Below are 21,607 nucleotides of genomic sequence, written 5' to 3' on the forward strand. Positions count from 1 at the left end.
CAACGATGACCGTTTACTTCATCGGCGCCGGCCCCGGCGACCCGGAATTGATCACTGTCAAAGGCCAGCGGCTGATCCGCCGTTGTCCGGTGATCATCTACGCAGGTTCGCTGGTGCCGACGGCAGTGCTGGAAGGTCATTGCGCTGAAACCGTGGTCAACAGCGCCGAACTGCACCTGGAACAGATCATCGACCTGATCAAGACCGCCCACGCCAAGGGCCAGGATGTGGCGCGGGTACATTCCGGGGATCCGAGTCTGTATGGCGCCATTGGTGAGCAGATTCGTTATCTGCGTGAGCTGGATATTCCGTTCGAGATCATTCCCGGTGTGACCGCCACCGCCGCGTGCGCCGCGCTGCTGGGCGCCGAACTGACCCTGCCGGACATCTCGCAAAGCGTGATCCTGACCCGTTATGCGGACAAGACTGCAATGCCTGCCGGCGAAGAGCTCGACAACCTGGCGCAGCACGGGGCGACCATGGCGATTCATCTGGGGGTCAATCATCTGGAGAAGATCGTCGCCGAGCTGCTGCCGCATTACGGCGCGGATTGCCCGATCGCGGTGATTCATAGGGCGACATGGCCGGATCAGGACTGGGTGACGGGGACGCTGGAAGATATTGCCGAGAAGGTGGCGGCGAAGGGCTTTCGGCGTACGGCGTTGATTCTGGTCGGGCGGGTGTTGGGCAGCGATCATTTCAGCGAGTCTTCGCTGTATCGCGCCGGGCATGCGCATTTGTACCGGCCATAAAAAAACGGCGCTCACGGGGCGCCGTTTTTCATGCCGCAGCGAACACCTTAGTAGTAGGCGTTTTCTTTCTGCGTGTGGTCGGTCACGTCGCGCACGCCCTTGAGCTCCGGAATGCGCTCAAGCAGGGTGCGCTCGATGCCTTCCTTCAGGGTCACGTCCGCCTGGCCGCAGCCCTGGCAACCGCCGCCGAACTGCAATACGGCAATGCCGTCTTCAACCACATCGATCAGGCTGACCTGACCGCCGTGGCTGGCCAGTCCCGGGTTGATTTCGGTTTGCAGGTAGTAGTTGATGCGCTCGTTGATCGGGCTGTCGGCGTTGACCATCGGGACTTTGGCGTTTGGCGCCTTGATGGTCAGCTGGCCGCCCATGCGGTCGGTGGCGTAGTCGACGACGGCATCATCGAGGAACGCTTCGCTGAACGAGTCGATGTAAGCGGTGAAGCTTTTCAGCCCCAGCGCCGTGTCTTCAGGTTTCTCTTCGCCCGGCTTGCAGTAGGCAATGCAGGTTTCGGCGTACTGGGTGCCAGGCTGGGTGATGAAAACGCGGATGCCGATGCCCGGGGTGTTCTGCTTGGAGAGCAGATCGGCCAGGTAATCATGGGCGGCGTCGGTAATGGTAATAGCGGTCATGGAGACTCCTCGCAGGCTTGAGGCGGAGTTTACGCCAATCGGCGCGCGGCACAAAGTCCTACTATTTACGTAGGAATAGTTCGCAAATCGGCTAAGCGCCAGGTTCGCCGTCAATCCGTGCCCTAAGCCATTGATAACTGCGTTTTTCCACCCATTCGTAGCTCAGCCAAGAACCGATAGCAATGGCCAGCGCACAGACGATAAACATCAAATACGGGTTGATTCCGTAGCGCCGGGCCAGATAACCACCGGCCGACAGCACCAGCACATGCATCAGATACACCGAGTACGAACAGTCGCCCAGCAGCTTGAGCAGCCTGTTGCGTTCGACATGCCGCTCCAGCGCCATGCTGGCCATGACCAGCACCGCACTGGGCACGCCCCAATTCAGCAATCGAGGTTCCGGCGGCAGATGATAGATCGCCACTAATGCCGCACCGATCCCCAGTAATGGCAGCCAGAGCGCCGGCCGGATCCATCCCCGACGGTAAAGCATGCCGATGCCGATCCCCAGCAGGAATTCATAAACGATGTCCGAGCGATAAAACGCGCTGACCCAGCCAAACCCGGTCCAGGCCTGGCACACCGCAAACAGCAGCGCCGCGACCACCAGCAAACGCACTTGCAGCCGGAACAACAACGCCCAGGCGAACAGTACGTAGAACAGCATTTCGTAATTCAGGGTCCAGCCGACATTCAGAGTCGGATAGATCCCGTAGCCGCCGGGGTTCTCGGTCGGAATGAACAGCAACGACAGGAGCAAATGCCCCCAATCCACCGTCTGGTCCGGCAACAGCGGCCGGGCGAACACCACCAGCAACGCCATCAGCACCGTGTAGAGCCAGTACGCCGGGACAATCCGAAACAGTCGATACAGCAGAAACCGCGTCGGCGGCAATGCCTTGCCTTCAGTGGACAGGAAAATCACCAGCCCGCTGATCACGAAAAATATATCGACGCCCACGGCGCCCTTGTCGATGAACAACTGACCGATCGGCCCACGCGCCTCGAAGTCGAAGAAAATCTGCATGAAGTGATGGCAGACCACCGCCCACGCGGCGAGCGCTCGCAGGGCCTGCACTGAAATCAACATCGATGGCGCTCCCGATTCCGTACATCACAGGATTGGGACAACCGCCATCGTTCAAACGATCAAAGATTCTCGTACCGGTTCATATCCAGCACGCCCTCTTCCACCGGCTCGGTCTCGTGGATGTACTGGCTCAGGTCGTGGAAATAGAACCAGAACTGCGGATGACTGCGGCGGATGCCCCAACGTTCGACGATCTTCTCGAATTGCGGCGCATCCTTCGCGTTTTCCATGGCATCGACAAACGCAGGCACCTGATCCGCCGGGACGTTGAACATGAAATTCGGGTAGCTGCTGAGCACGCCTGGATAGATCGTCAGCGTGTCCAGGCCCGGCTGATAACGCAGCGATTCACCGAGCAGGAACGCCACGTTGCTGTGGGCACGATTGCGCAGCAGGCTGTAGACCTCACGTTTGCCGCTACGGGTTTCAACCCGCAGCATGGTGGCTTCCGGCAATTGATCGATCACTTTCAGCCCCGCCGCCGGGCGCGAAGTCAGGCGACTCAGCGCCTGCTCGGCATTTTGCAGCGCCGGGTCGATGTTCGGGCGCGAGCAATAGGCGTCTTCGCAACGGTTGATCGGATCCGGACGCGCGTTGAGATCGCCGTAGCGCGCCAGCAATTGCATGGCGAAATCGTGTTTCGGGTCTTTCTCGTCGAGTTTCAGTGCGGTCGGCTTGTCGTCGTCGATGGCTTCGTAATCGAGCCACATCTTGAACTGGCCGCTGCTCTGGTACCAATCGTCAAGGTAACCCTCGCGGGAATCGGCAGGCATCAGGCGCAGGAAGTTCTGCTCGGCGCCGTTGCGGATCAGGTCGAAATACAGGCGTGTTTGCGCCTGATGAGAGACGTTGCCGAACACATCGAAATTCACCGCCAGCTGGTAATAGGTGCGCTCCAGCAGCGGATAGTCGAACAGCCACATCGTCTGCGGCACCTCGCCGATCAGGCCCTTGGTCACCGAAGCGCTGTCGAAGTGACGGAAGATGCTGAGCAAGGCGTTGTCGTTGCCGGCCCACAGGGTCGACCAGCTCGGTGCCGGCAGGTCGGCGTAGCTGTCACGGCGCAGGGCTTCGTATTGGTTTCGCTTGTTGCGGTAGTTGTGCCACAGGCTCAGGACACTGCCGACATCGTCGTTCTGCCCCGGCATGGCCAGCAACGGCGTGGCCTGGCCGCGATAGTTCGGGTCGGTGATGTACAGGTCGTGTTCCGGCGCCTGGAACAGCGCCCAGAAGTTGTCGCGGATCACGTCGGTCGCGATCTGCCCACGGCACACTGGGCCGCGAATGAAGGTGCGCACGAAGTATTCGGCGTTATCGAGCATGAACTGGTAACGCGCCTGCGCCGGGATCGCCTCGAAGGTCGCGAACGGGTTGGCTCGACTCTGCGGCCCGTAGCCCGGCAAAGCGTTGACCTGCCAGTTGCCGTTGTAGAACAGGCTTTTGACCCGCGCCATCTTCGCCGCGCTCAGCGGATAGGTGATGTGGGTCTTGTGCACGATCACGCCCTGCACCGGCCACAAGCGATAGTAAACCTGGGTGCCCGGATCGTCGTTCGGGCGACGCGTGGCGATCAGATCGATCGGCTGGCCGGTCGGTGTGCGCGAACGCACCCACTGGAAGTAATGCCCCGGCTCGCCGTCCTTGAAATAGATGTGCGCCAAAAACCAGTGTTCGAACAACCAGCGCCCGACCAGACTTTCCCGCGCGCCAGGCTGGTTGAGCAGGTTTTCCCACTGGACGATCTGCATCGCCTCCTTAGCGCTTGGCGCCAGGCCTTGCTCGTCGATCGGCGCACCGGAAGCGAGCCAGCGTTGCAGCGTCTGATATTGCTGATCGGTCAGCCCGGTCACCGCCAGCGGCATGCCCTCTTTCGGATGGGCGCCCGCATAGCCGTCGAACTCCGCAGGCATCGCGCACAGGTTCTCGCGATTGAGCCCCAGCACGATGTCTTCCGGCAATTTGGCGTTGGGGGTCAGTGGCGTTTTGTGCCCCAGCTCCAGCATGCGCGCCATCAGCGCCGCCTGACTGCCCTGGGCGTCGAGCACCGAGTAGAAATCTTTCTGCTGCCAGGCGCGTTTGCCGAAGGCGTCATAGAACAGCCGCGTGGTCGGTGCCGCCTGGGTGCGTTCGCCATCGTAGACGGGCATCTTGCTCGCGCCACGGGCCGCGCCCTCGCCGCTGCCCAGATTAAGCTGGCAAGCAGAGTCGTAACACGCATGGCAGGCCACGCACTTCTCGGTGAAGATCGGCTGGATGTCCCGGGTGTAGGAGATAGAAGAAGAAACAGCGGGACTCTGCGCCGCCGCGCCAAAGCTTAAAAACAGCAATGCAATGCTGATGACGCGGTACGACATGTCCCTGATCCTGATCCTGAAGAAAAAACGCCGCGATTCTACCGTTATGACGCCCGTACCAACATGAGCGATATTCATGCAAAAGCGCCACATGCTCTAAATCCGCACAGGTTTGTTATGATCCCGCTCCTTCGTCATGGTCTTTTCGAGTAGTCCCAATGTCCGATCGCAGCGTCCGCCTTCAAGCTCTCAAGCAAGCTCTCAAAGAGCGCATCCTGATTCTCGACGGCGGCATGGGCACGATGATCCAGAGCTACAAGCTCGAAGAGCAGGATTATCGCGGCAAACGCTTCGCCGACTGGCCGAGCGACGTCAAGGGCAACAACGACCTGTTGGTGCTGACCCGCCCGGACGTGATCGGCGGCATCGAGAAAGCCTATCTGGATGCCGGTGCCGACATCCTCGAGACCAACACCTTCAACGCCACGCAGATTTCCATGGCCGACTACGGCATGGAAGAACTGGTCTACGAACTCAACGTAGAAGGCGCCCGTCTGGCACGCAAGGTCGCCGACGCGAAAACCCTCGAGACCCCCGACAAGCCGCGCTTCGTCGCCGGCGTTCTCGGCCCGACCAGCCGCACCTGCTCGCTGTCGCCGGACGTCAACAACCCGGGCTATCGCAACGTCACCTTCGATGAGCTGGTCGAAAACTACACCGAGGCCACCAAAGGCCTGATCGAGGGCGGCGCGGATCTGATCCTGATCGAAACCATCTTCGACACCCTCAACGCCAAAGCCGCGATCTTCGCCGTGCAAGGCGTGTTCGAAGAACTGGGCTTCGAATTGCCGATCATGATCTCCGGCACCATCACCGACGCCTCCGGCCGTACCCTGTCGGGCCAGACCACCGAAGCGTTTTGGAACTCCGTGGCTCACGCCAAACCGATTTCCGTCGGCCTTAACTGCGCCCTCGGCGCCCGCGAACTGCGTCCGTACCTGGAAGAGCTGTCGGACAAGGCCAGCACCCACGTTTCGGCGCACCCGAACGCCGGCCTGCCGAACGAATTCGGCGAGTACGACGAACTGCCGGTGGACACCGCCAAGGTCATCGAAGAATTCGCCCAGAGCGGTTTCCTCAACATCGTCGGCGGTTGCTGCGGCACCACGCCGGGCCACATCGAAGCGATCGCCAAAGCCGTTGCCGGTTACGCGCCACGGCAGATTCCGGACATTCCCAAGGCCTGCCGCCTGTCGGGTCTGGAACCGTTCACCATTGATCGCAGCTCGCTGTTCGTCAACGTCGGCGAGCGGACCAACATCACCGGGTCCGCGAAATTTGCCCGGCTGATCCGTGAAGACAACTACACCGAAGCCCTGGAAGTCGCCCTGCAGCAGGTCGAGGCCGGCGCCCAGGTGATCGACATCAACATGGACGAAGGGATGCTCGATTCGAAGAAGGCCATGGTGACCTTCCTCAATCTGATTGCCGGCGAACCGGACATCTCCCGCGTACCGATCATGATCGACTCCTCGAAATGGGACGTGATCGAAGCCGGCCTCAAGTGCATTCAGGGCAAGGGCATCGTCAACTCGATCAGCATGAAAGAAGGCGTCGAGCAGTTCATCCACCACGCCAAACTGTGCAAGCGCTATGGCGCCGCCGTGGTGGTGATGGCGTTCGACGAAGCCGGCCAGGCTGACACCGAAGCGCGCAAGAAAGAGATCTGCAAACGCTCCTACGACATTCTGGTCAACGAAGTCGGCTTCCCGCCGGAAGACATCATTTTCGACCCGAACATCTTCGCCGTGGCCACCGGCATCGAAGAACACAACAACTACGCTGTGGACTTCATCAACGCCTGTGCCTACATCCGCGACGAGCTGCCGTATGCCCTGAGCTCCGGCGGCGTGTCCAACGTGTCGTTCTCGTTCCGCGGCAACAACCCGGTGCGCGAGGCGATCCACTCGGTGTTCCTGCTGTACGCGATCCGCGCCGGCCTGACCATGGGTATCGTCAACGCCGGTCAGCTGGAGATCTACGACCAGATCCCGCAGGAACTGCGCGACGCCGTTGAAGACGTGATCCTCAACCGCACGCCGGAAGGCACCGACGCCCTCCTCGCCATCGCCGACAAGTACAAGGGCGACGGCAGCGTCAAGGAAGCCGAGACCGAAGAATGGCGCGGCTGGGACGTCAACAAACGTCTGGAACATGCGCTGGTCAAGGGCATCACCACCCACATCGTCGAAGACACCGAAGAATCCCGTCAGTCCTTCGCCCGCCCGATCGAAGTGATCGAAGGCCCGCTGATGTCCGGCATGAACATCGTCGGCGACCTGTTCGGCGCCGGCAAAATGTTCCTGCCGCAAGTGGTGAAATCCGCCCGCGTGATGAAGCAGGCCGTGGCGCACCTGATTCCGTTCATCGAACTGGAAAAAGGCGACAAGCCGGAAGCCAAGGGCAAGATCCTGATGGCCACGGTCAAAGGCGACGTGCACGACATCGGCAAGAACATCGTCGGCGTGGTGCTGGGTTGCAACGGCTACGACATCGTCGACCTCGGCGTGATGGTGCCGGCGGAGAAGATCCTGCAGGTGGCCAAGGAGCAGAAGTGCGACATCATCGGCCTGTCCGGTCTGATCACCCCGTCGCTGGATGAGATGGTCCATGTGGCCCGCGAGATGCAGCGCCAGGACTTCCACCTGCCGCTGATGATCGGCGGCGCGACCACCTCCAAGGCGCACACGGCGGTGAAGATCGAGCCCAAGTACAGCAACGACGCAGTGGTCTACGTGACCGACGCCTCCCGCGCCGTGGGCGTGGCGACGCAGTTGCTGTCCAAGGAACTGAAAGCCGGTTTCGTCCAGAAGACCCGCGAAGAGTACATCGACGTCCGCGAGCGCACCGCCAACCGCAGCGCCCGCACCGAACGCCTGAGCTACGCCGCCGCGATCGCCAAGAAGCCGCAGTTCGACTGGGCCACTTACACCCCGGTCAAACCGACCTTCACCGGCACCCGCGTGCTGGACAACATCGACCTCAACGTTCTCGCCGAGTACATCGACTGGACGCCGTTCTTCATCTCCTGGGACCTGGCCGGCAAGTTCCCGCGCATCCTCGAAGACGAAGTGGTCGGCGAAGCGGCGACCGCGCTGTACAAGGACGCTCGCGAGATGCTGACCAAGCTGATCGACGAGAAACTGATCAGCGCCCGTGCGGTGTTCGGCTTCTGGCCGGCCAATCAGGTGCACGACGACGATATCGAGCTGTACGGCGATGACGGCAAGCCAATGGCGCGCCTGCATCACCTGCGCCAGCAGATCATCAAGACCGACGGCAAACCGAACTTCTCCCTCGCCGACTTCGTCGCGCCGAAGGACAGCGAAGTGACCGACTACGTTGGTGGTTTCATCACCACCGCCGGGATCGGCGCCGAAGAAGTGGCCAAGGCCTATCAGGACGCTGGCGACGATTACAACTCGATCATGGTCAAGGCCCTGGCCGACCGTCTGGCCGAGGCGTGCGCCGAGTGGCTGCACCAGCAGGTGCGCAAAGAGCACTGGGGTTACGCCAAGGATGAAGCCCTCGATAACGAGGCGCTGATCAAAGAGCAGTATTCCGGCATCCGCCCTGCCCCCGGCTACCCGGCGTGCCCGGATCACACCGAGAAGGCCACCCTGTTCGCCCTGCTCGACCCTGAAGCACAGGAAATGCGCGCCGGCCGCAGCGGTGTGTTCCTCACCGAGCACTACGCGATGTTCCCGGCGGCAGCCGTCAGCGGCTGGTACTTCGCCCATCCGCAGGCGCAGTACTTCGCCGTGGGCAAGGTCGACAAGGATCAGGTGCAGAGCTACACCTCGCGCAAAGGCCAGGAATTGAGCCTGACCGAGCGCTGGCTGGCACCCAATCTGGGCTACGACAACTGAGCCATCAGATTCGGTCCGAGTCGTCGGAAGAGGAGGAACCCTCCGGTTCCTCCCACTCGCGATCAGCCAGCCATTGTTCAAGTGTCTCCCGGGATATTCCCAGCACCGACTGAGCGCCCGTTCGCTCAGCATGGTCACGGATCCGTTGCAGACTGTCTGTCGACAATGATCGCAAGTGTCCCGATAAATGTGTTCCGGCAAGCAGTTCATCATGGCGGCCGTCAAACGCCTGTGCCGGAATATCCCTGATCGGATTGCCGAACAGCTTCAGCGTATGCAGACGCTCGGCGTGCAGCACCCCGGCCGGCCATTCCTTCAGGTCATTGCCGTTCAAATGCAGCCGCTCCAGCCAGGGCGGGATCGCTGCGTTGAAATCCTTGAGTCGGTTGTGATTCAGTTCCAGCAGCTCCAGCGCCTCCAGAGACGCGGCGTTGAAGGATTTGAAACGGTTGTAGTTCAGACTCAGGCGCCTGAGGTGCTGCAGCGACTCCAGCCGCTGTACGACAGTGCGCCCGTCCTGCAAGCGATTGGCGGACAGATCCAGTTGCTCAAGCCGCTGCATGTCGCCGATGGCTTGCGGCAGGTTCTCCAGTGCATTGGCAGCCAGGTCCAGGGTTTCAACTTGCGTGAACGACAGGAGGAAATCGTTGAGGCCCTGCTCGCTCAGTTCCAGCCCTCGCAGATTCAAGCCCGCCACATGGGTAAAGGCTTCCGGCAGCCTGGGCAATGCTCCCACACCGAGAGTGCCTTCCAGATCCAGCACATAATCGGCCTCGCCAGCCTCACCGAGCAGACCCAGTCGCCAGCACTCGATGATTTTTTGTGCCGCGTCCCCGCGACCTTCCGATGAAATTCGCGGATGCCTGAAACGCTGTTCTGAACTGCGCCGGACGAGGATCCAGCCATTCAACTCCCGGGTCATCACGTCGAACCGCCGGTTCCACTCAGCGAGCCGCGCACTGACTTGTTCGTCGCTGGCGCCAATGCGCAGGTACTCGACTGCTTCAATGGCCTCCTGCTCCGACAGCTCGGGAATGATTCGCTGCAGGCGACCGATGAACGAACCTGGATGCTCTTCAGCGGGCAATGCCGGTGGCAGCGGCAACAACCGCGAGGCCACGCGCGACCCCGTCTCGATGGGGTGCGGGTAAGGGTCGGGTATCGGTTCAAGGGCAAACCTTGCCAACGTCCCCTCCGGCAGCCCCAGGGTCGACTCGACCCGTTGTTGTGCCGCCCGCAGGCGGACTTGCGTTTCGTCTGTAAGGGGAGCACCGGTCAGATTGGTATTGATCAACAGTTCGTCACGGGCAAGCATTTGCGGCGCCAGCGTGGTGATGCGGGTGTTGCGCAGATCCAGCCAGCGCAGCGCCCGAAGCTCTTCGGCTGCCCGCGGCCATTGTTGCAGTTGCGTCCCTTGAAGGTTCAGGACCTTCAGGTTCGGCATGTTCGAGACGTCCAGCCGATACAGCGGATTGCCGGACAGGTTGAGCTCCACCAGTTTCACGCGGGTATCGGTGGGGACGGGATTGGTGGTCAGCGCACATTCACTGAGATCGAGATGGCGAATCTCGGGGAATGCGCGCAGGAATCCACGCATTTGTGCAGCATCTGAACGGCGTGATTGCAGACGCAGGGATTTCACATGAGGAAAAGTCCCCGGCATGGGTGGCAGCGGGTCGTCGCAGACCCATTCGAGGTGACTGTAACCCGGGGTTTCGGCAGCAAGTGGTGCATTGCGCCAGCATTGCTTCAACTGACGCACAGCTCGCAAGCGCTCTTCGACATGCGCACCGGGAACCGCCCATTGAGCGAGCGTTGATTCAAGGCGCTCCCACTCAAGCGCGCGTTCGACCAGCCCTTGCATGATCTGCGCGTCGCTTTGGCCTTCTCTCATCGCTCTGAGGATGACCCCGTTGGCCTGTCGCAAATCCAGATTCGGATAGACGTCGAGCAATCGGATCACCAGCGAAGGATTGACACCCGAACGCCCTACTGCGCCCTCCCCACTGGCGAAATACCCCAGTCGACGACCTTCGAGACGCACTGGCGCTGTGAACGCACGGACGCCCTGGCCGGGTGGAACCACGAAGGCGCGAACCTGCTCCGGGTGAGCGGTGGCGTAATCGATGATCGCACGTTGTAGCCTGGCGCCGTCCGTCATCCCGAATATCCCCAGCGCCTCTGTTGATTGCCGTGGCAAAGCGCGCATGAGCGCGGGGAAAAACCGATCGAGCCGAGCGCTCGATGCCTGCTCGCTGAATGCCTGGAACAACGGCCCCTGTTTCACCAGATACACACGGTGTGCCGCCGATTCGCTGCCAATCGCCTCAAGCAGCCCGCCCTGTCGATGCCGATCGCGAAACTCCAGCCGCACATCGCCCGGCCAGCCCGGCAGTTTCTCGAGCAACTGCAATGCCAGACGCCCACTGTCGGCTGGAGGATGCTCCAGGTACAAACCGGCATACGCGCGACTCGCCCGCCCCTGACTTGCATGCCAGCGCGCCTCCTCCAGCAGGCGGCGAGGGACTGGCCTGGAGGTTTGCAAGATCGCCAGCGAGTCGGCATCGGCATGGGTCAGCACCTCCCTGGCGGCGGCATCGCCGAGTCCCGGACACGCCGTTTGCAGCTTGATGATTCGCGCGTCCGGCGCGGCTGTGCCGCGAGGCGCTTCAAACAATTGCAACGCATCGGCCAGTTCGGGCGGCGGCGGCAGGTTATCCAGATGCATTTTGCGCAAAGCGTTGTCACTGACACCGCCGATATCGGCGATGGCCAGCAATTGCGTGTCTGAAAGCCTGTCGGTTCGATGCCCGATGCGGCGCAGCAGCGTCAGCCGGTCCCAGGACAACGGACGCTCCAGCGTATGGCGCCAGGCACCGACGCCGTTGTGGCTGAGCGGCGGCTGGTAGGCGCGGGGATCGCGGGGATGCCGCACTCGCCAGCGTTTGATTGTCCTGTCCCAGTGCTTCTCGTACGCCCTGCCCTCGATCCGGATCCAGGTTTTCTCCCCTTCGGTGAATTGCCCCAGGGCATTGGGTTCGTGTTGGTGAAGATGCCAATCGGGGCTTTCATAGGCCGTCAGATCCGGACGCCACAGCCGGGTTTCGCCGCTGGCCAATGTGACCGGATGCAGTTTTTCCATCACGGGTGCAGCCGTTGCAGGTCTGACACCGTCCAGGCTTTTTCCGGCCCCGGCGAGCACGCCGAACAGCACCAGATTTTCCGCGACATCGATCAAGTGCGCCTTGGCGGCCTGGCGATCCCCTTCGCTCCAGTCAATGACGCCTTCAATGGACTCTTCCAGCAACTGACCGACCATGACGCCAGTCATGATCTCGCCCAGCACAGGTACAAACCCTGCTGCCGTGGTCAGCACCAGCATGCCGATGTTCAGCAGTGCCGCGAGCTTCTCACTGCGCACTTTCGCATCGACATCAGCCGTGGGTACGGCGTGACTGCGGGCATCGGCAGTGAGCCGGTCGCGGTGTTGCTCGAAAAGATAGTTCCACAGGTCAACGTTTTCGGATGCGGGGTCATCGCCCTCGCGGGGAATGACTGCCGGGGCCAGATAAGGGTCGTCCTCCGGGAGCGGTTGCTGGCGCAGGGGGGGCCATTCATGGACGGATGTGAAGCCGGTGAAGGGATTGAGCATTGTAAGGAGCTTGAGAACAACACGCCCGGCGGCCGATGCGTCCGAGGCATCGCGAGTGAACTGACTGAAATAGTCCGCGCGATCGGCATAAGCCACGAAACGGCTGAAAAACCGCTGATACGCCGTCGGCACAACCTCTGCCGACGAGCCGCTGTCGCGTTCGCTGAAGCGCTTCCTGAACATGTCCCACAGTTGCTTGCGCGTATAACGCTTCAACGGGTGCCGGGGATCATGGGGGATATAGAGCAGCAAATCGTCTGTATAGCGATCATTCTCGCTGATCGAGAAACAGACACATCCAGTCATACGATGCTTCATCAGGCTCAGTTCGTGAAACCAGACGCTCTTGTTGCCCAGGCGAGGATGCCGGTTGCCATCGATGACCGACAGGATCATCGGGTAGTCGGCAGGCTCGATGTCGTTGCACAGCAGCGCCTGCTCGGCGGCAGCGCGCAGATCAGCCTTGGCGGCGCCGATGAAATTGTCCCGCAGGGTCGCTTGCACCTCTTCGGCGTGGAGATAGCCCCTGAGGTAAGCCTGATACTTGGCGCCGATGTCCAGCGAACGGCATAGCGTGATGAACCCGGGAACGGTCAACGTGGTTTGCAGGGGAAGGAGCACACCGGATGTCCACCATTCGATCAAGAAACCGGAAGAATCGTGGAATGCCTCAGGCTCACATTCCGAGGCTGCAAAGTTATGCAGCGCCGCCTGCAGCAGCGGCAGTTTGATGAACTCGAACACACCCACTTCTATCGAAAGGATCCCCATTTGAACCGGTTTGTTCAGGCACAGATAAATCACATCGACATCTATCTCCACGCCAAATTGCTCCTGCAGTGCCTTGGTCAGCAAAGGCCTGGCAAAGGTGTCGATGTTTTGCAGGGTTGACAGTTGTCGGTCCAGCCGGGACTGGGCGACGAAACTGGCGACAACGGCGTCGTTCAACGCACGACGCTGCTGCGCGGTGGCCTGGCGATAACCGGGCGTCAGTGCCGCGTTGGCGCTGCCCAGCTCCGCACGTCGCTGCGCCGTGGCGTCCGTCAGCCAATCGGGAATGGCCTGTTCAAGAAACGGACCGTGGATGCTCTGTGAGGCCGCGGGTCTCATATCAGCGGCGGGAATCGGTGGCATGGCGCCTCTCCTGTGGGATGAGGCGTCAGCACACCATTTCGCGGGCGACCGTTCGCAGTAGATAGTTATGCCGGCGCCACCAAGGCATTACCAACGGTTTCGCGCGCTGTCGGCCGATTGACTATGCTCAACAGGCACACTTTGAGACGAGGGATGTATGGACGATCCAGTCGACAACAAACCACCGACCTTCTGGCAGATGCTGCACAGCGTCATGGCGGCGGCGTTCGGGGTGCAAAGCGGCAAGAACCGGGCGAGGGATTTCACCCACGGCAAGCCGAGTCATTTCATCTTTCTGGGCATTGCGTTCACGGCAGTGTTCGCCCTGACGCTGTTCGGCATCGTTCAACTGGTGGTGCATCTGGCCGGCGTCTGACTCGCTCAGTGCATCAGTGTCTGCAGATTGAACGGATAGCGGTAGGAAACCGGACGGCCTTTCGCCGAGAGCTTGCGAAAGTGCACGCCATAGTCCGGTGAGGCGCCCATGGCAAGGATTCGGCGGGCATGATCCCGATCGATCAGTTGCAGCAACGGAATCTGTCGGTCACGACCGCCGTACTGATTCAGATCGACACCCTGCGCGTGATCATGCAGCTCGACCAGTGCCCAGCCACCGAGGGTGAAATGGCCGCCCAGCAACGCGCTCAGCCGCCCGTCAACCAACGCCTGCAACGCTTCTGGCGAGGTATTGACCGCGCTGAACAGCACGTCTTTGCCCGGCACCTTGCCGGCTTCCGAAACGGCACGCATCGCGCCGAAGGCCATTTCATCATTGGCCGCCCACACCAATGACACCTTGGGATAGCGGACCAGCAATTGCCTGGCCTGCTCGTAGGCACGCTGTTGCGTCCAGCCGCCGTAGACCAGTTGCCGCAGGTGCACCTGAGGATGCTCGGCGAGTGCCCGTTGCATGCCTTTTTCTCGCAGTTGGGCCGAGGGCGTGATCTTCAGACCGGAAAAGGCCAGCAGGTCGATGCTTTCACCGGGCGCGACAGCCGGATGCAGACGAATCAGCTCCTTCATCATCAAGTAGCCGCCCTCTTCATCGTTGGGCACCAGACTGCCGATGCGATCAGCACGATCGGCCATCATCGCCTTCTGGTTGGGCGTCAGTGCCGAGTTGACGATAAAGAGCTTCACGCCGCTGCCATTGGCCATACGCAGGATCTGCGGCGCCACGTACTGTTCATTGACGAACACCAGATAGTCCGGGCGCTCAGGCCCCTGCAGGGCCAGTCGCGCCTGAGCCAGGGTCAGTTCCGGCTGGCGCTGGGCATAGAGGATGCGCAAGTCGATGCCCAGGTCCCGGGCGGCGGCCTGCATGAATTGCGAGTAGCTGACCCAAAACGCTTCCTGGGTCGAGCCCGGATTCAGGAACAGCACCGACTCTGCACGCGCGCACGTACCGAAAACCGCGCCGAACAGCAGCAGGCTGAGGTGGAGAAACTTGAACATGAATCATCCGGGCCCAAGGAAAAATGGCCGCGCATTATAGCCATTGATCACCTGGCCTTTGGCGCTTGATCCCGCCTTTTGTCCGACAATCGTCGCAAGCGGGGCCCGGACGAGTCGTTTTACTGATGGCTGACCCAGAACACCGCCGTTCCAACGACCAGAATGATCAGGAACAGAATGGCCCATGCATCGACGCTGCTATCGCTTTTCCTTGCCTTGGTTGGGTTGCTCATTGCATCGCCTCTTGTCGGTTTTATCGGTGATTGCAGAAAGACTCGACCACAGTTAAGACGATGATTGACCGCACGACAAATGTGGGTTAGTTGAAAGTGATTCTCGTTAGGCGATTTGGTTCTTTCCATATACTCAAACATCACTTTTGCGCATAACTGCAAACGGGTATATTGCCCCGGCTCCTTCAGGGAGTGCGCGGCCGTGCGCGCCGAATTGCAGAGGAACCATCGGACTCCAGCAAGCGAAAACGCAGCGTTTTCCGAGTGGCCAAAGCCTGAGAACAGGACTTATATGTACGTATACGACGAGTACGATCAGCGGATCATCGAGGACCGCGTCAAGCAGTTCCGTGATCAGACCCGACGCTATCTGGCAGGTGAGCTGAGCGAAGAAGAATTCCGCCCCCTGCGCCTGCAAAATGGCCTGTATATCCAGCGTTTCGCGCCGATGCTGCGCGTGGCGGTGCCTTACGGCCAGCTGACCTCGCGCCAGGTGCGCATGATGGCGAAAATCGCCCGCGACTATGACAAGGGCTACGCCCACATCAGCACGCGCCAGAACGTGCAGTTCAACTGGCCGGCGGTGGAAGACATCCCGGACATCCTCGCGGAACTGGCCACCGTGCAGATGCACGCCATCCAGACCAGCGGCAACTGCCTGCGCAACGTCACCACCGACCAGTTCGCCGGTGTCGCAGCCGACGAGTTGATCGACCCGCGTCCGTGGTGCGAAATCGTTCGTCAGTGGACGACCTTCCACCCGGAATTCGCCTACCTGCCGCGTAAATTCAAGATCGCCGTCAACGGTTCGACCTCCGACCGTGCGGCCATCGAAGTCCACGACATCGGCCTTGAGCCGGTCCACAACGCTGCCGGTGAACTCGGTTTCCGCGTGCTGGTCGGCGGTGGTCTGGGTCGTACTCCGGTGGTCGGCGCGTTCATCAACGAATTCCTGCCATGGCAGGACCTGTTGAGCTACCTCGACGCGATCCTGCGGGTCTACAACCGCTATGGCCGTCGTGACAACAAATACAAGGCGCGGATCAAGATCCTCGTCAAAGCGCTGACTCCAGAAGTCTTCGCCCAGAAAGTCGATGCCGAAATGGAACACCTGCGCGGCGGGCAGACCACCCTGACCGAAGCCGAAGTCCATCGCGTCGCCAAACACTTCGTCGACCCGGACTACAAGGCGCTGAGCAATCAAGACGCCGAACTGGCCGCCCTCGACAAAGAGCATCCGGGCTTCGCCCGCTGGCGCACGCGCAACACCCTGGCGCACAAGAAGCCGGGCTATGTGGCCGTGACCCTGTCCCTGAAGCCAACCGGCGTTGCACCGGGCGACATCACCGACAAGCAGCTCGACGCCGTCGCCGACCTGGCCGAGCGCTACAGCTTCGGTCAACTGCGCACGTCCCACGAGCAGAACATCATTCTGGCCGACGTCGAGCAAAGCCAGTTGTTCACCCTGTGGGGCGAGCTGCGTGAAGCTGGCTTCGCCACGCCGAACATCGGCCTGCTGACCGACATCATCTGCTGCCCTGGCGGTGATTTCTGCTCCCTGGCCAACGCCAAGTCGATCCCGATCGCCGAATCGATCCAGCGCCGTTTCGACGACCTGGACTACCTGTTCGACATCGGTGAACTGGACCTGAACATCTCCGGCTGCATGAACGCCTGCGGTCACCACCACGTCGGCCACATCGGCATTCTGGGCGTGGACAAGAAAGGTGAAGAGTTCTACCAGGTCTCGCTCGGTGGCAGCGCCAGCCGTGACGCCAGCCTGGGCAAGATCCTCGGCCCGTCTTTCGCTCAGGAAGACATGCCGGACGTGATCTCCAAACTGATCGACGTGTACGTGGAACAGCGAACCGAAGACGAGCGTTTTATCGACACCTACCAGCGTATTGGCATCGACCTCTTCAAGGAACGCGTCTATGCAGCGAATCATTAAGAACAACGAGGTCGTCGACGAAACCTGGCACCTGCTGCCCAAGGATTTCAACATCGACGAAATCAGCAACTGCGACGACCTGATCGTCCCGTTGCAACTGTGGCGTGAACACGCCCGCATGCTCAAGGCCCGCGATGGCGGCCTGGGTGTGTGGCTGGACGCCGACGAAGAAGCCGAGGAAATCGGTGACGACGTGAATGAGTTCCAGGTAATTGCCCTGAACTTCCCGGCGTTCACCGATGGCCGCAACTACTCCAACGCCCGCCTGCTGCGTGACCGTTACGGTTTCAAGGGTGAATTGCGAGCAATTGGCGACGTGCTGCGTGACCAACTGTTCTACATGCGCCGTTGCGGCTTCGATGCCTTCGCCCTGCGCGCGGACAAAGACCCGTACGACGCCCTTGAAAGCCTGAAGGACTTTTCGGTGACCTATCAGGCCGCCACCGATGAACCGCTGCCGCTGTTCCGTCGTCGATAAAACCCTGAGTCAAACACAAAAAAACGCCGGTCATTCGACCGGCGTTTTTTTATGCCCGATTCACCAGAATCGTTGCTGGGTCAGCCGGCTCCACCAGCTCAACAACACGCGATCCACCGAACCGCTGGCGGCCATGCCGATACGTTCCTGGAGGCTTTTGCGTTCGGCATAGTGCAGGTGATAGACCTCGGACTGTTTGGCACGCTCGGCCAGGTATTCGTCGCTGGTCTTGAGCTCATCGACCAGTTGCTTGTCCAGCGCCGCGATGCCGAGCCAGACCTCACCGGTGGCGACTTCGTCGATCGCCAGTTGCGGGCGATAGCGGGCAACGAAGTTCTTGAACAGCTGGTGGGTGATGTCCAGGTCTTCCTGAAACTTTTCCCGACCCTTCTCGGTGTTTTCGCCAAATACGGTCAGGGTGCGTTTGTATTCGCCAGCGGTCAGCACTTCGAAATCGATGTCGTGCTTTTTCAGCAGGCGGTTGACGTTGGGCAACTGCGCCACCACACCGATGGAGCCGAGAATCGCAAACGGCGCGCTGATGATCTTCTCGCCGATGCACGCCATCATGTAGCCGCCGCTCGCCGCGACCTTGTCGATGCACACGGTCAACGGCACGCCAGCTTCCCGGATGCGCGCCAGTTGCGACGAGGCCAGACCATAGCTGTGAACCATGCCGCCGCCGCTCTCCAGACGCAGGACCACCTCGTCCTTCGGTGTGGCCAGGGTCAGTAGCGCGGTGATCTCGTGGCGCAGGCTTTCAGTCGCCGAGGCCTTGATGTCGCCGTCGAAGTCCAGCACGAATACCCGCGGTTTGGCGTCGGGTTTCTTCTTCTGTTTCTTTTCGGACTTGGCCTGGCCCTTGCGCAAGGCCTTGAGCTGATCCTTGTCGAGCAGGGTCTGCTCCAGCCGCTCACGCAGGCCTTTATAGAAATCGTTGAGCTTGCTGACCTGCAACTGGCCGGCAGATTTGCGCCGGCCCTTGCTGCGCAACGCAGCAAAACTCGCCAGCACCACCAGAATGGCGATGACCAGCGTTACGGTCTTGGCCAGGAAACTGGCGTATTCAGTCAAAAACTCCACAGTGACTCCTTCAAACGATGCGCGGTCGTGAAACACACGCGGGAATTGGCTCCAGCATACCCATGCACCGGCCCGTCGGCCAGCCGTGAAACCTCTGGCAACAAGGCTGGAACGGGCATTTCAAACAAGCGTATGTTTTTTCATTGACAGCTCACCGTCATCCCCATAACCTCGCCACAACCTTCAACGTACCGGGATGACGCGGACGTGGGCAGCATCTACTTGATTCGACATGGCCAGGCCTCCTTCGGTGCAGACGACTATGACGTCCTGTCGCCGACCGGTGTACGCCAGGCAGAAATCCTCGGCCGTCACCTCGCCGAACTCGGAATCAGCTTCGACCGCTGCCTGTCGGGCGACCTGCGCCGCCAGCAACACACGGCCAACAGCGCGCTGGAACAGTTCGCCGCCGTCGGTTTGCCGGTTCCGGCTCTGGAAATCGATTCGGCCTTCAACGAATTCGATGCCGACGCCGTGATCCGCGCCCTGCTCCCGGCCATGTTGCCGGAAGAGCCCGAAGCCCTGGAAATCCTGCGTAACGCCGCGCAAAACCGTGGCGAGTTCCAGCGCATCTTCGCCCTGATCATCGAACGCTGGCTCGCCGGCACCTACGACACACCGGGCCTGGAAAGCTGGCTGGGTTTCGTCGAGCGGGTCCAGGCAGGGCTGCAGCGGATTCTCGAACAGGCTGACAACGCCCAGAAAATCGCGGTGTTCACCTCCGGTGGCACGATCACCGCCCTGCTTCACCTGATCACTCAAATGCCTGCCCGGCAGGCCTTTGAACTGAACTGGCAAATCGTCAACACCTCGCTCAACCAGCTGAAGTTCCGCGGTCGCGAGGTGGCTCTGGCTTCCTTCAACAGTCATGCACACCTGCAACTGCTGAAGGCCCCGGAACTCATCACGTTTCGCTGAGTCCGGATTACTGTGACCCTGCTGCAATCAACCAAAAAGGATCGAACCATGACCTCCGTAGCTGATGCCGTAAAAGCAATGCAAGCCAAGTTCAACCCAGCCGCCGCTGCCGGTCTGGATCTGGTCTTCGGTTTCAACATCACTGACGAAGACAAGCAATACGCCCTGATCGTCAAAGACGGCACCTGCGACATCCAGGAAGGCGAAAACCCGGACGCCAACTGCACGCTGGTGCTGGACAGCGAAACCCTCAAAGGCATCGTCAGCGGCGAAACCGACGGCATGCAGGCGTTCATGGGCGGCAAGCTGCGCGTTGAAGGCGACATGATGCTGTCGATGAAACTGTCCGAGCTGTTCCCCGCGTAAGACCGCAGCCAGTCTGCAAACAAATCCCGCCCCTGTGGCGGGATTTGTCGTTTCAGGCGTTCACACCGGCAAACGATGCCGCCAGCAATTCCCGTGTGTACGGGTGCCGGGCCGAATCAAACAACCCGGCCGTTTCGCCACGCTCCACCACTTCGCCATCCTTCATCACGATCAGATCGTGAGCCAGCGCACGCACCACCGCCAGGTCATGACTGATGAACAGATAAGTCAGCCCGTGCTCCTCCTGCAACCGGCGCAACAGCGCGACGATCTGTTTCTGCACCGTGCGATCCAGGGCCGACGTCGGCTCATCGAGCAGGATCAGATCCGGCTTGAGCACCAGCGCCCGAGCGATGGCGATGCGTTGCCGTTGCCCGCCGGAAAACTCGTGGGGATAGCGATGGCGCGTCGCCGGATCGAGTCCGACTTCCTTCAGTACATCGATCACCGCCTGCTCGCGCGCCTGCGCATTCAAATCACTGTGCACCTGCAAACCTTCGGCAATGATCTGCTCCACGCACAAGCGCGGGCTGAGGCTGCCGAACGGATCCTGAAACACCACTTGCAGGCGTTTGCGCAACGGACGCAATTGTTTGCCGCTCAGTTGCTCAAGCGCCTCGCCGTTGAAGCGGATGCTGCCGTCGGCATCGATCAGGCGCAGGATCGCCTGACCCAGCGTGGATTTACCCGAGCCCGACTCACCAACAATGCCCAAAGTCTTGCCCCGCTGCAGGTCCAGATCGATGCCATTGACCGCGTGCAGATACGACTTGGCCCGCAGCCAGCCGCCTCCCAGCGGAAAACGCACATGCAGATCGCGAACTTCGAGCAAATCCTCCGCCGCATCCCGGCACAGCGCCGCGCCGCCGGGTTCGGCGTTGAGCAACTCGATGCTGTAGGGATGCTGCGGCGCACGGAACAACTGCTCGCAGCTCGCCTGTTCGACGATTTCGCCCGCGCGCATCACCGCCACCCGCTGGGCGATGGTGCGCACCAGATTCAAGTCATGGCTGATAATCAGCAGCGCCATGCCCAGACGTTGTTGCAGTTCCTTGAGCAGCAACAGAATCTTGCGTTGCACGGTGACATCGAGGGCCGTGGTCGGCTCATCGGCAATCAACAATTGCGGTTCGCACGCCAGCGCCATGGCGATCATCACCCGCTGCCGCTGCCCGCCGGAGAGCTGATGCGGATACGCTTTCAGCCGCTCGCGCGGTCGTTGAATGCCCACCAGCTCCAACAGCTCCAGAATCCGATTGCGCGCCGCCGCGCCCGCCAGGCCCTTGTGCAGCGCCAGGCTTTCGCCGAGTTGCCGCTCGATGCTGTGCAACGGATTTAGAGAACTCATCGGCTCCTGAAAAATCATCGCGATGCGGTTGCCGCGCAGTTGCCGCAGATAGCGCTCGTGCACACCCAGCAACTCTTCGCCGCCGTAGCGGATGCTGCCGTCGATCCGGGTGATGTTCGGGTCCAGCAGTTGCAGGATGCTGTGGGCCGTCACCGACTTGCCGGAACCCGACTCGCCCACCAGCGCCAGGCATTCGCCCGGGCAAATGTCGAAGTTGATGCCGTGCACCACTTCCTGCCCTTTGAACGCCACCCGCAGGTCGCGTATTTCGATCAGATGTTCACGCATA

At 60.9% G+C, this 21,607-nt stretch carries 14 protein-coding genes; 7 read left to right on the forward strand and 7 right to left on the reverse strand.

From position 1 onward, the window contains the following. Nucleotides 1-5 precede the first annotated feature (5 nt). Nucleotides 6-752, forward strand: a complete 747-nt coding sequence (cobM, locus tag QRN46_RS07845) for a precorrin-4 C(11)-methyltransferase (RefSeq protein WP_011334492.1) — start codon at nucleotides 6-8, stop codon at nucleotides 750-752. Nucleotides 753-799: 47 nt separating this feature from the next. Here cobM and nfuA read toward each other — a convergent pair whose 3' ends face one another. The 3 genes from nfuA to QRN46_RS07860 all read right to left on the reverse strand — a co-directional run bounded on the left by nfuA (nucleotide 800) and on the right by QRN46_RS07860 (nucleotide 4,831). Beyond that, complete coding sequence (nfuA, locus tag QRN46_RS07850; RefSeq protein WP_007959519.1) at nucleotides 800-1,384, reverse strand: Fe-S biogenesis protein NfuA; 585 nt, start codon at nucleotides 1,382-1,384, stop codon at nucleotides 800-802. A gap of 91 nt (nucleotides 1,385-1,475) precedes the next feature. Beyond that, entirely contained in the window at nucleotides 1,476-2,477 is a 1,002-nt protein-coding gene (locus tag QRN46_RS07855; protein WP_011334493.1) for an acyltransferase family protein, read from the reverse strand. A 59-nt stretch (nucleotides 2,478-2,536) separates the two neighbouring features. Beyond that, a complete protein-coding gene (locus tag QRN46_RS07860) occupies nucleotides 2,537-4,831 on the reverse strand; it encodes a fatty acid cis/trans isomerase (protein WP_011334494.1) in 2,295 nt (764 codons plus the stop codon). 158 nt (nucleotides 4,832-4,989) lie between these two features. Between QRN46_RS07860 and metH the strand changes: the two genes are divergently transcribed. After that, nucleotides 4,990-8,700 carry a methionine synthase gene (metH, locus tag QRN46_RS07865; RefSeq protein WP_011334495.1) on the forward strand — a complete coding sequence of 1,237 codons (3,711 nt, stop codon included), beginning with the start codon at nucleotides 4,990-4,992 and terminating at the stop codon, nucleotides 8,698-8,700. A 4-nt stretch (nucleotides 8,701-8,704) separates the two neighbouring features. Here metH and QRN46_RS07870 read toward each other — a convergent pair whose 3' ends face one another. After that, nucleotides 8,705-13,486 (reverse strand): dermonecrotic toxin domain-containing protein, encoded by a 4,782-nt coding sequence (locus tag QRN46_RS07870; RefSeq protein ID WP_285354481.1) that lies wholly within the window; start codon nucleotides 13,484-13,486, stop codon nucleotides 8,705-8,707. Between the two features lie 157 nt (nucleotides 13,487-13,643). Here QRN46_RS07870 and QRN46_RS07875 point away from each other — a divergent pair, with 157 nt between their 5' ends. Further along, a complete protein-coding gene (locus tag QRN46_RS07875; protein ID WP_007959515.1) occupies nucleotides 13,644-13,862 on the forward strand; it encodes a DUF2970 domain-containing protein in 219 nt (72 codons plus the stop codon). A 5-nt stretch (nucleotides 13,863-13,867) separates the two neighbouring features. On the opposite strand, the gene QRN46_RS07880 is transcribed toward QRN46_RS07875, so the two are convergent. Next, entirely contained in the window at nucleotides 13,868-14,941 is a 1,074-nt protein-coding gene (locus QRN46_RS07880) for an ABC transporter substrate-binding protein (protein WP_011334497.1), read from the reverse strand. A 525-nt stretch (nucleotides 14,942-15,466) separates the two neighbouring features. Here QRN46_RS07880 and QRN46_RS07885 point away from each other — a divergent pair. After that, a complete protein-coding gene (locus QRN46_RS07885) occupies nucleotides 15,467-17,125 on the forward strand; it encodes a nitrite/sulfite reductase (RefSeq protein ID WP_011334498.1) in 1,659 nt (552 codons plus the stop codon). Then, nucleotides 17,109-17,603: a DUF934 domain-containing protein gene (locus QRN46_RS07890; protein ID WP_007959510.1), complete on the forward strand. Its 495-nt coding sequence runs from the start codon at nucleotides 17,109-17,111 to the stop codon at nucleotides 17,601-17,603. Before QRN46_RS07885 ends, QRN46_RS07890 begins: the two co-directional genes overlap by 17 nt. A gap of 60 nt (nucleotides 17,604-17,663) precedes the next feature. On the opposite strand, the gene sohB is transcribed toward QRN46_RS07890, so the two are convergent. Further along, complete coding sequence (gene sohB, locus QRN46_RS07895; protein WP_064381309.1) at nucleotides 17,664-18,686, reverse strand: protease SohB; 1,023 nt, start codon at nucleotides 18,684-18,686, stop codon at nucleotides 17,664-17,666. A 207-nt stretch (nucleotides 18,687-18,893) separates the two neighbouring features. Here sohB and QRN46_RS07900 point away from each other — a divergent pair, with 207 nt between their 5' ends. Both QRN46_RS07900 and QRN46_RS07905 read left to right on the forward strand, forming a co-directional pair. Further along, a complete protein-coding gene (locus tag QRN46_RS07900) occupies nucleotides 18,894-19,604 on the forward strand; it encodes a histidine phosphatase family protein (RefSeq protein ID WP_011334500.1) in 711 nt (236 codons plus the stop codon). Between the two features lie 48 nt (nucleotides 19,605-19,652). After that, complete coding sequence (locus QRN46_RS07905) at nucleotides 19,653-19,970, forward strand: SCP2 sterol-binding domain-containing protein (RefSeq protein WP_007959502.1); 318 nt, start codon at nucleotides 19,653-19,655, stop codon at nucleotides 19,968-19,970. Between the two features lie 52 nt (nucleotides 19,971-20,022). Here the strand turns inward: QRN46_RS07905 and QRN46_RS07910 are convergent, their stop codons facing one another. Further along, nucleotides 20,023-21,606 (reverse strand): ABC transporter ATP-binding protein, encoded by a 1,584-nt coding sequence (locus QRN46_RS07910; protein ID WP_221614555.1) that lies wholly within the window; start codon nucleotides 21,604-21,606, stop codon nucleotides 20,023-20,025. Between the last annotated feature and the right edge of the window lies 1 nt (nucleotide 21,607).

The organism is Pseudomonas sp. lyk4-R2A-10, assembly GCF_030209075.1.
GTDB lineage: Bacteria > Pseudomonadota > Gammaproteobacteria > Pseudomonadales > Pseudomonadaceae > Aquipseudomonas > Aquipseudomonas glycinae.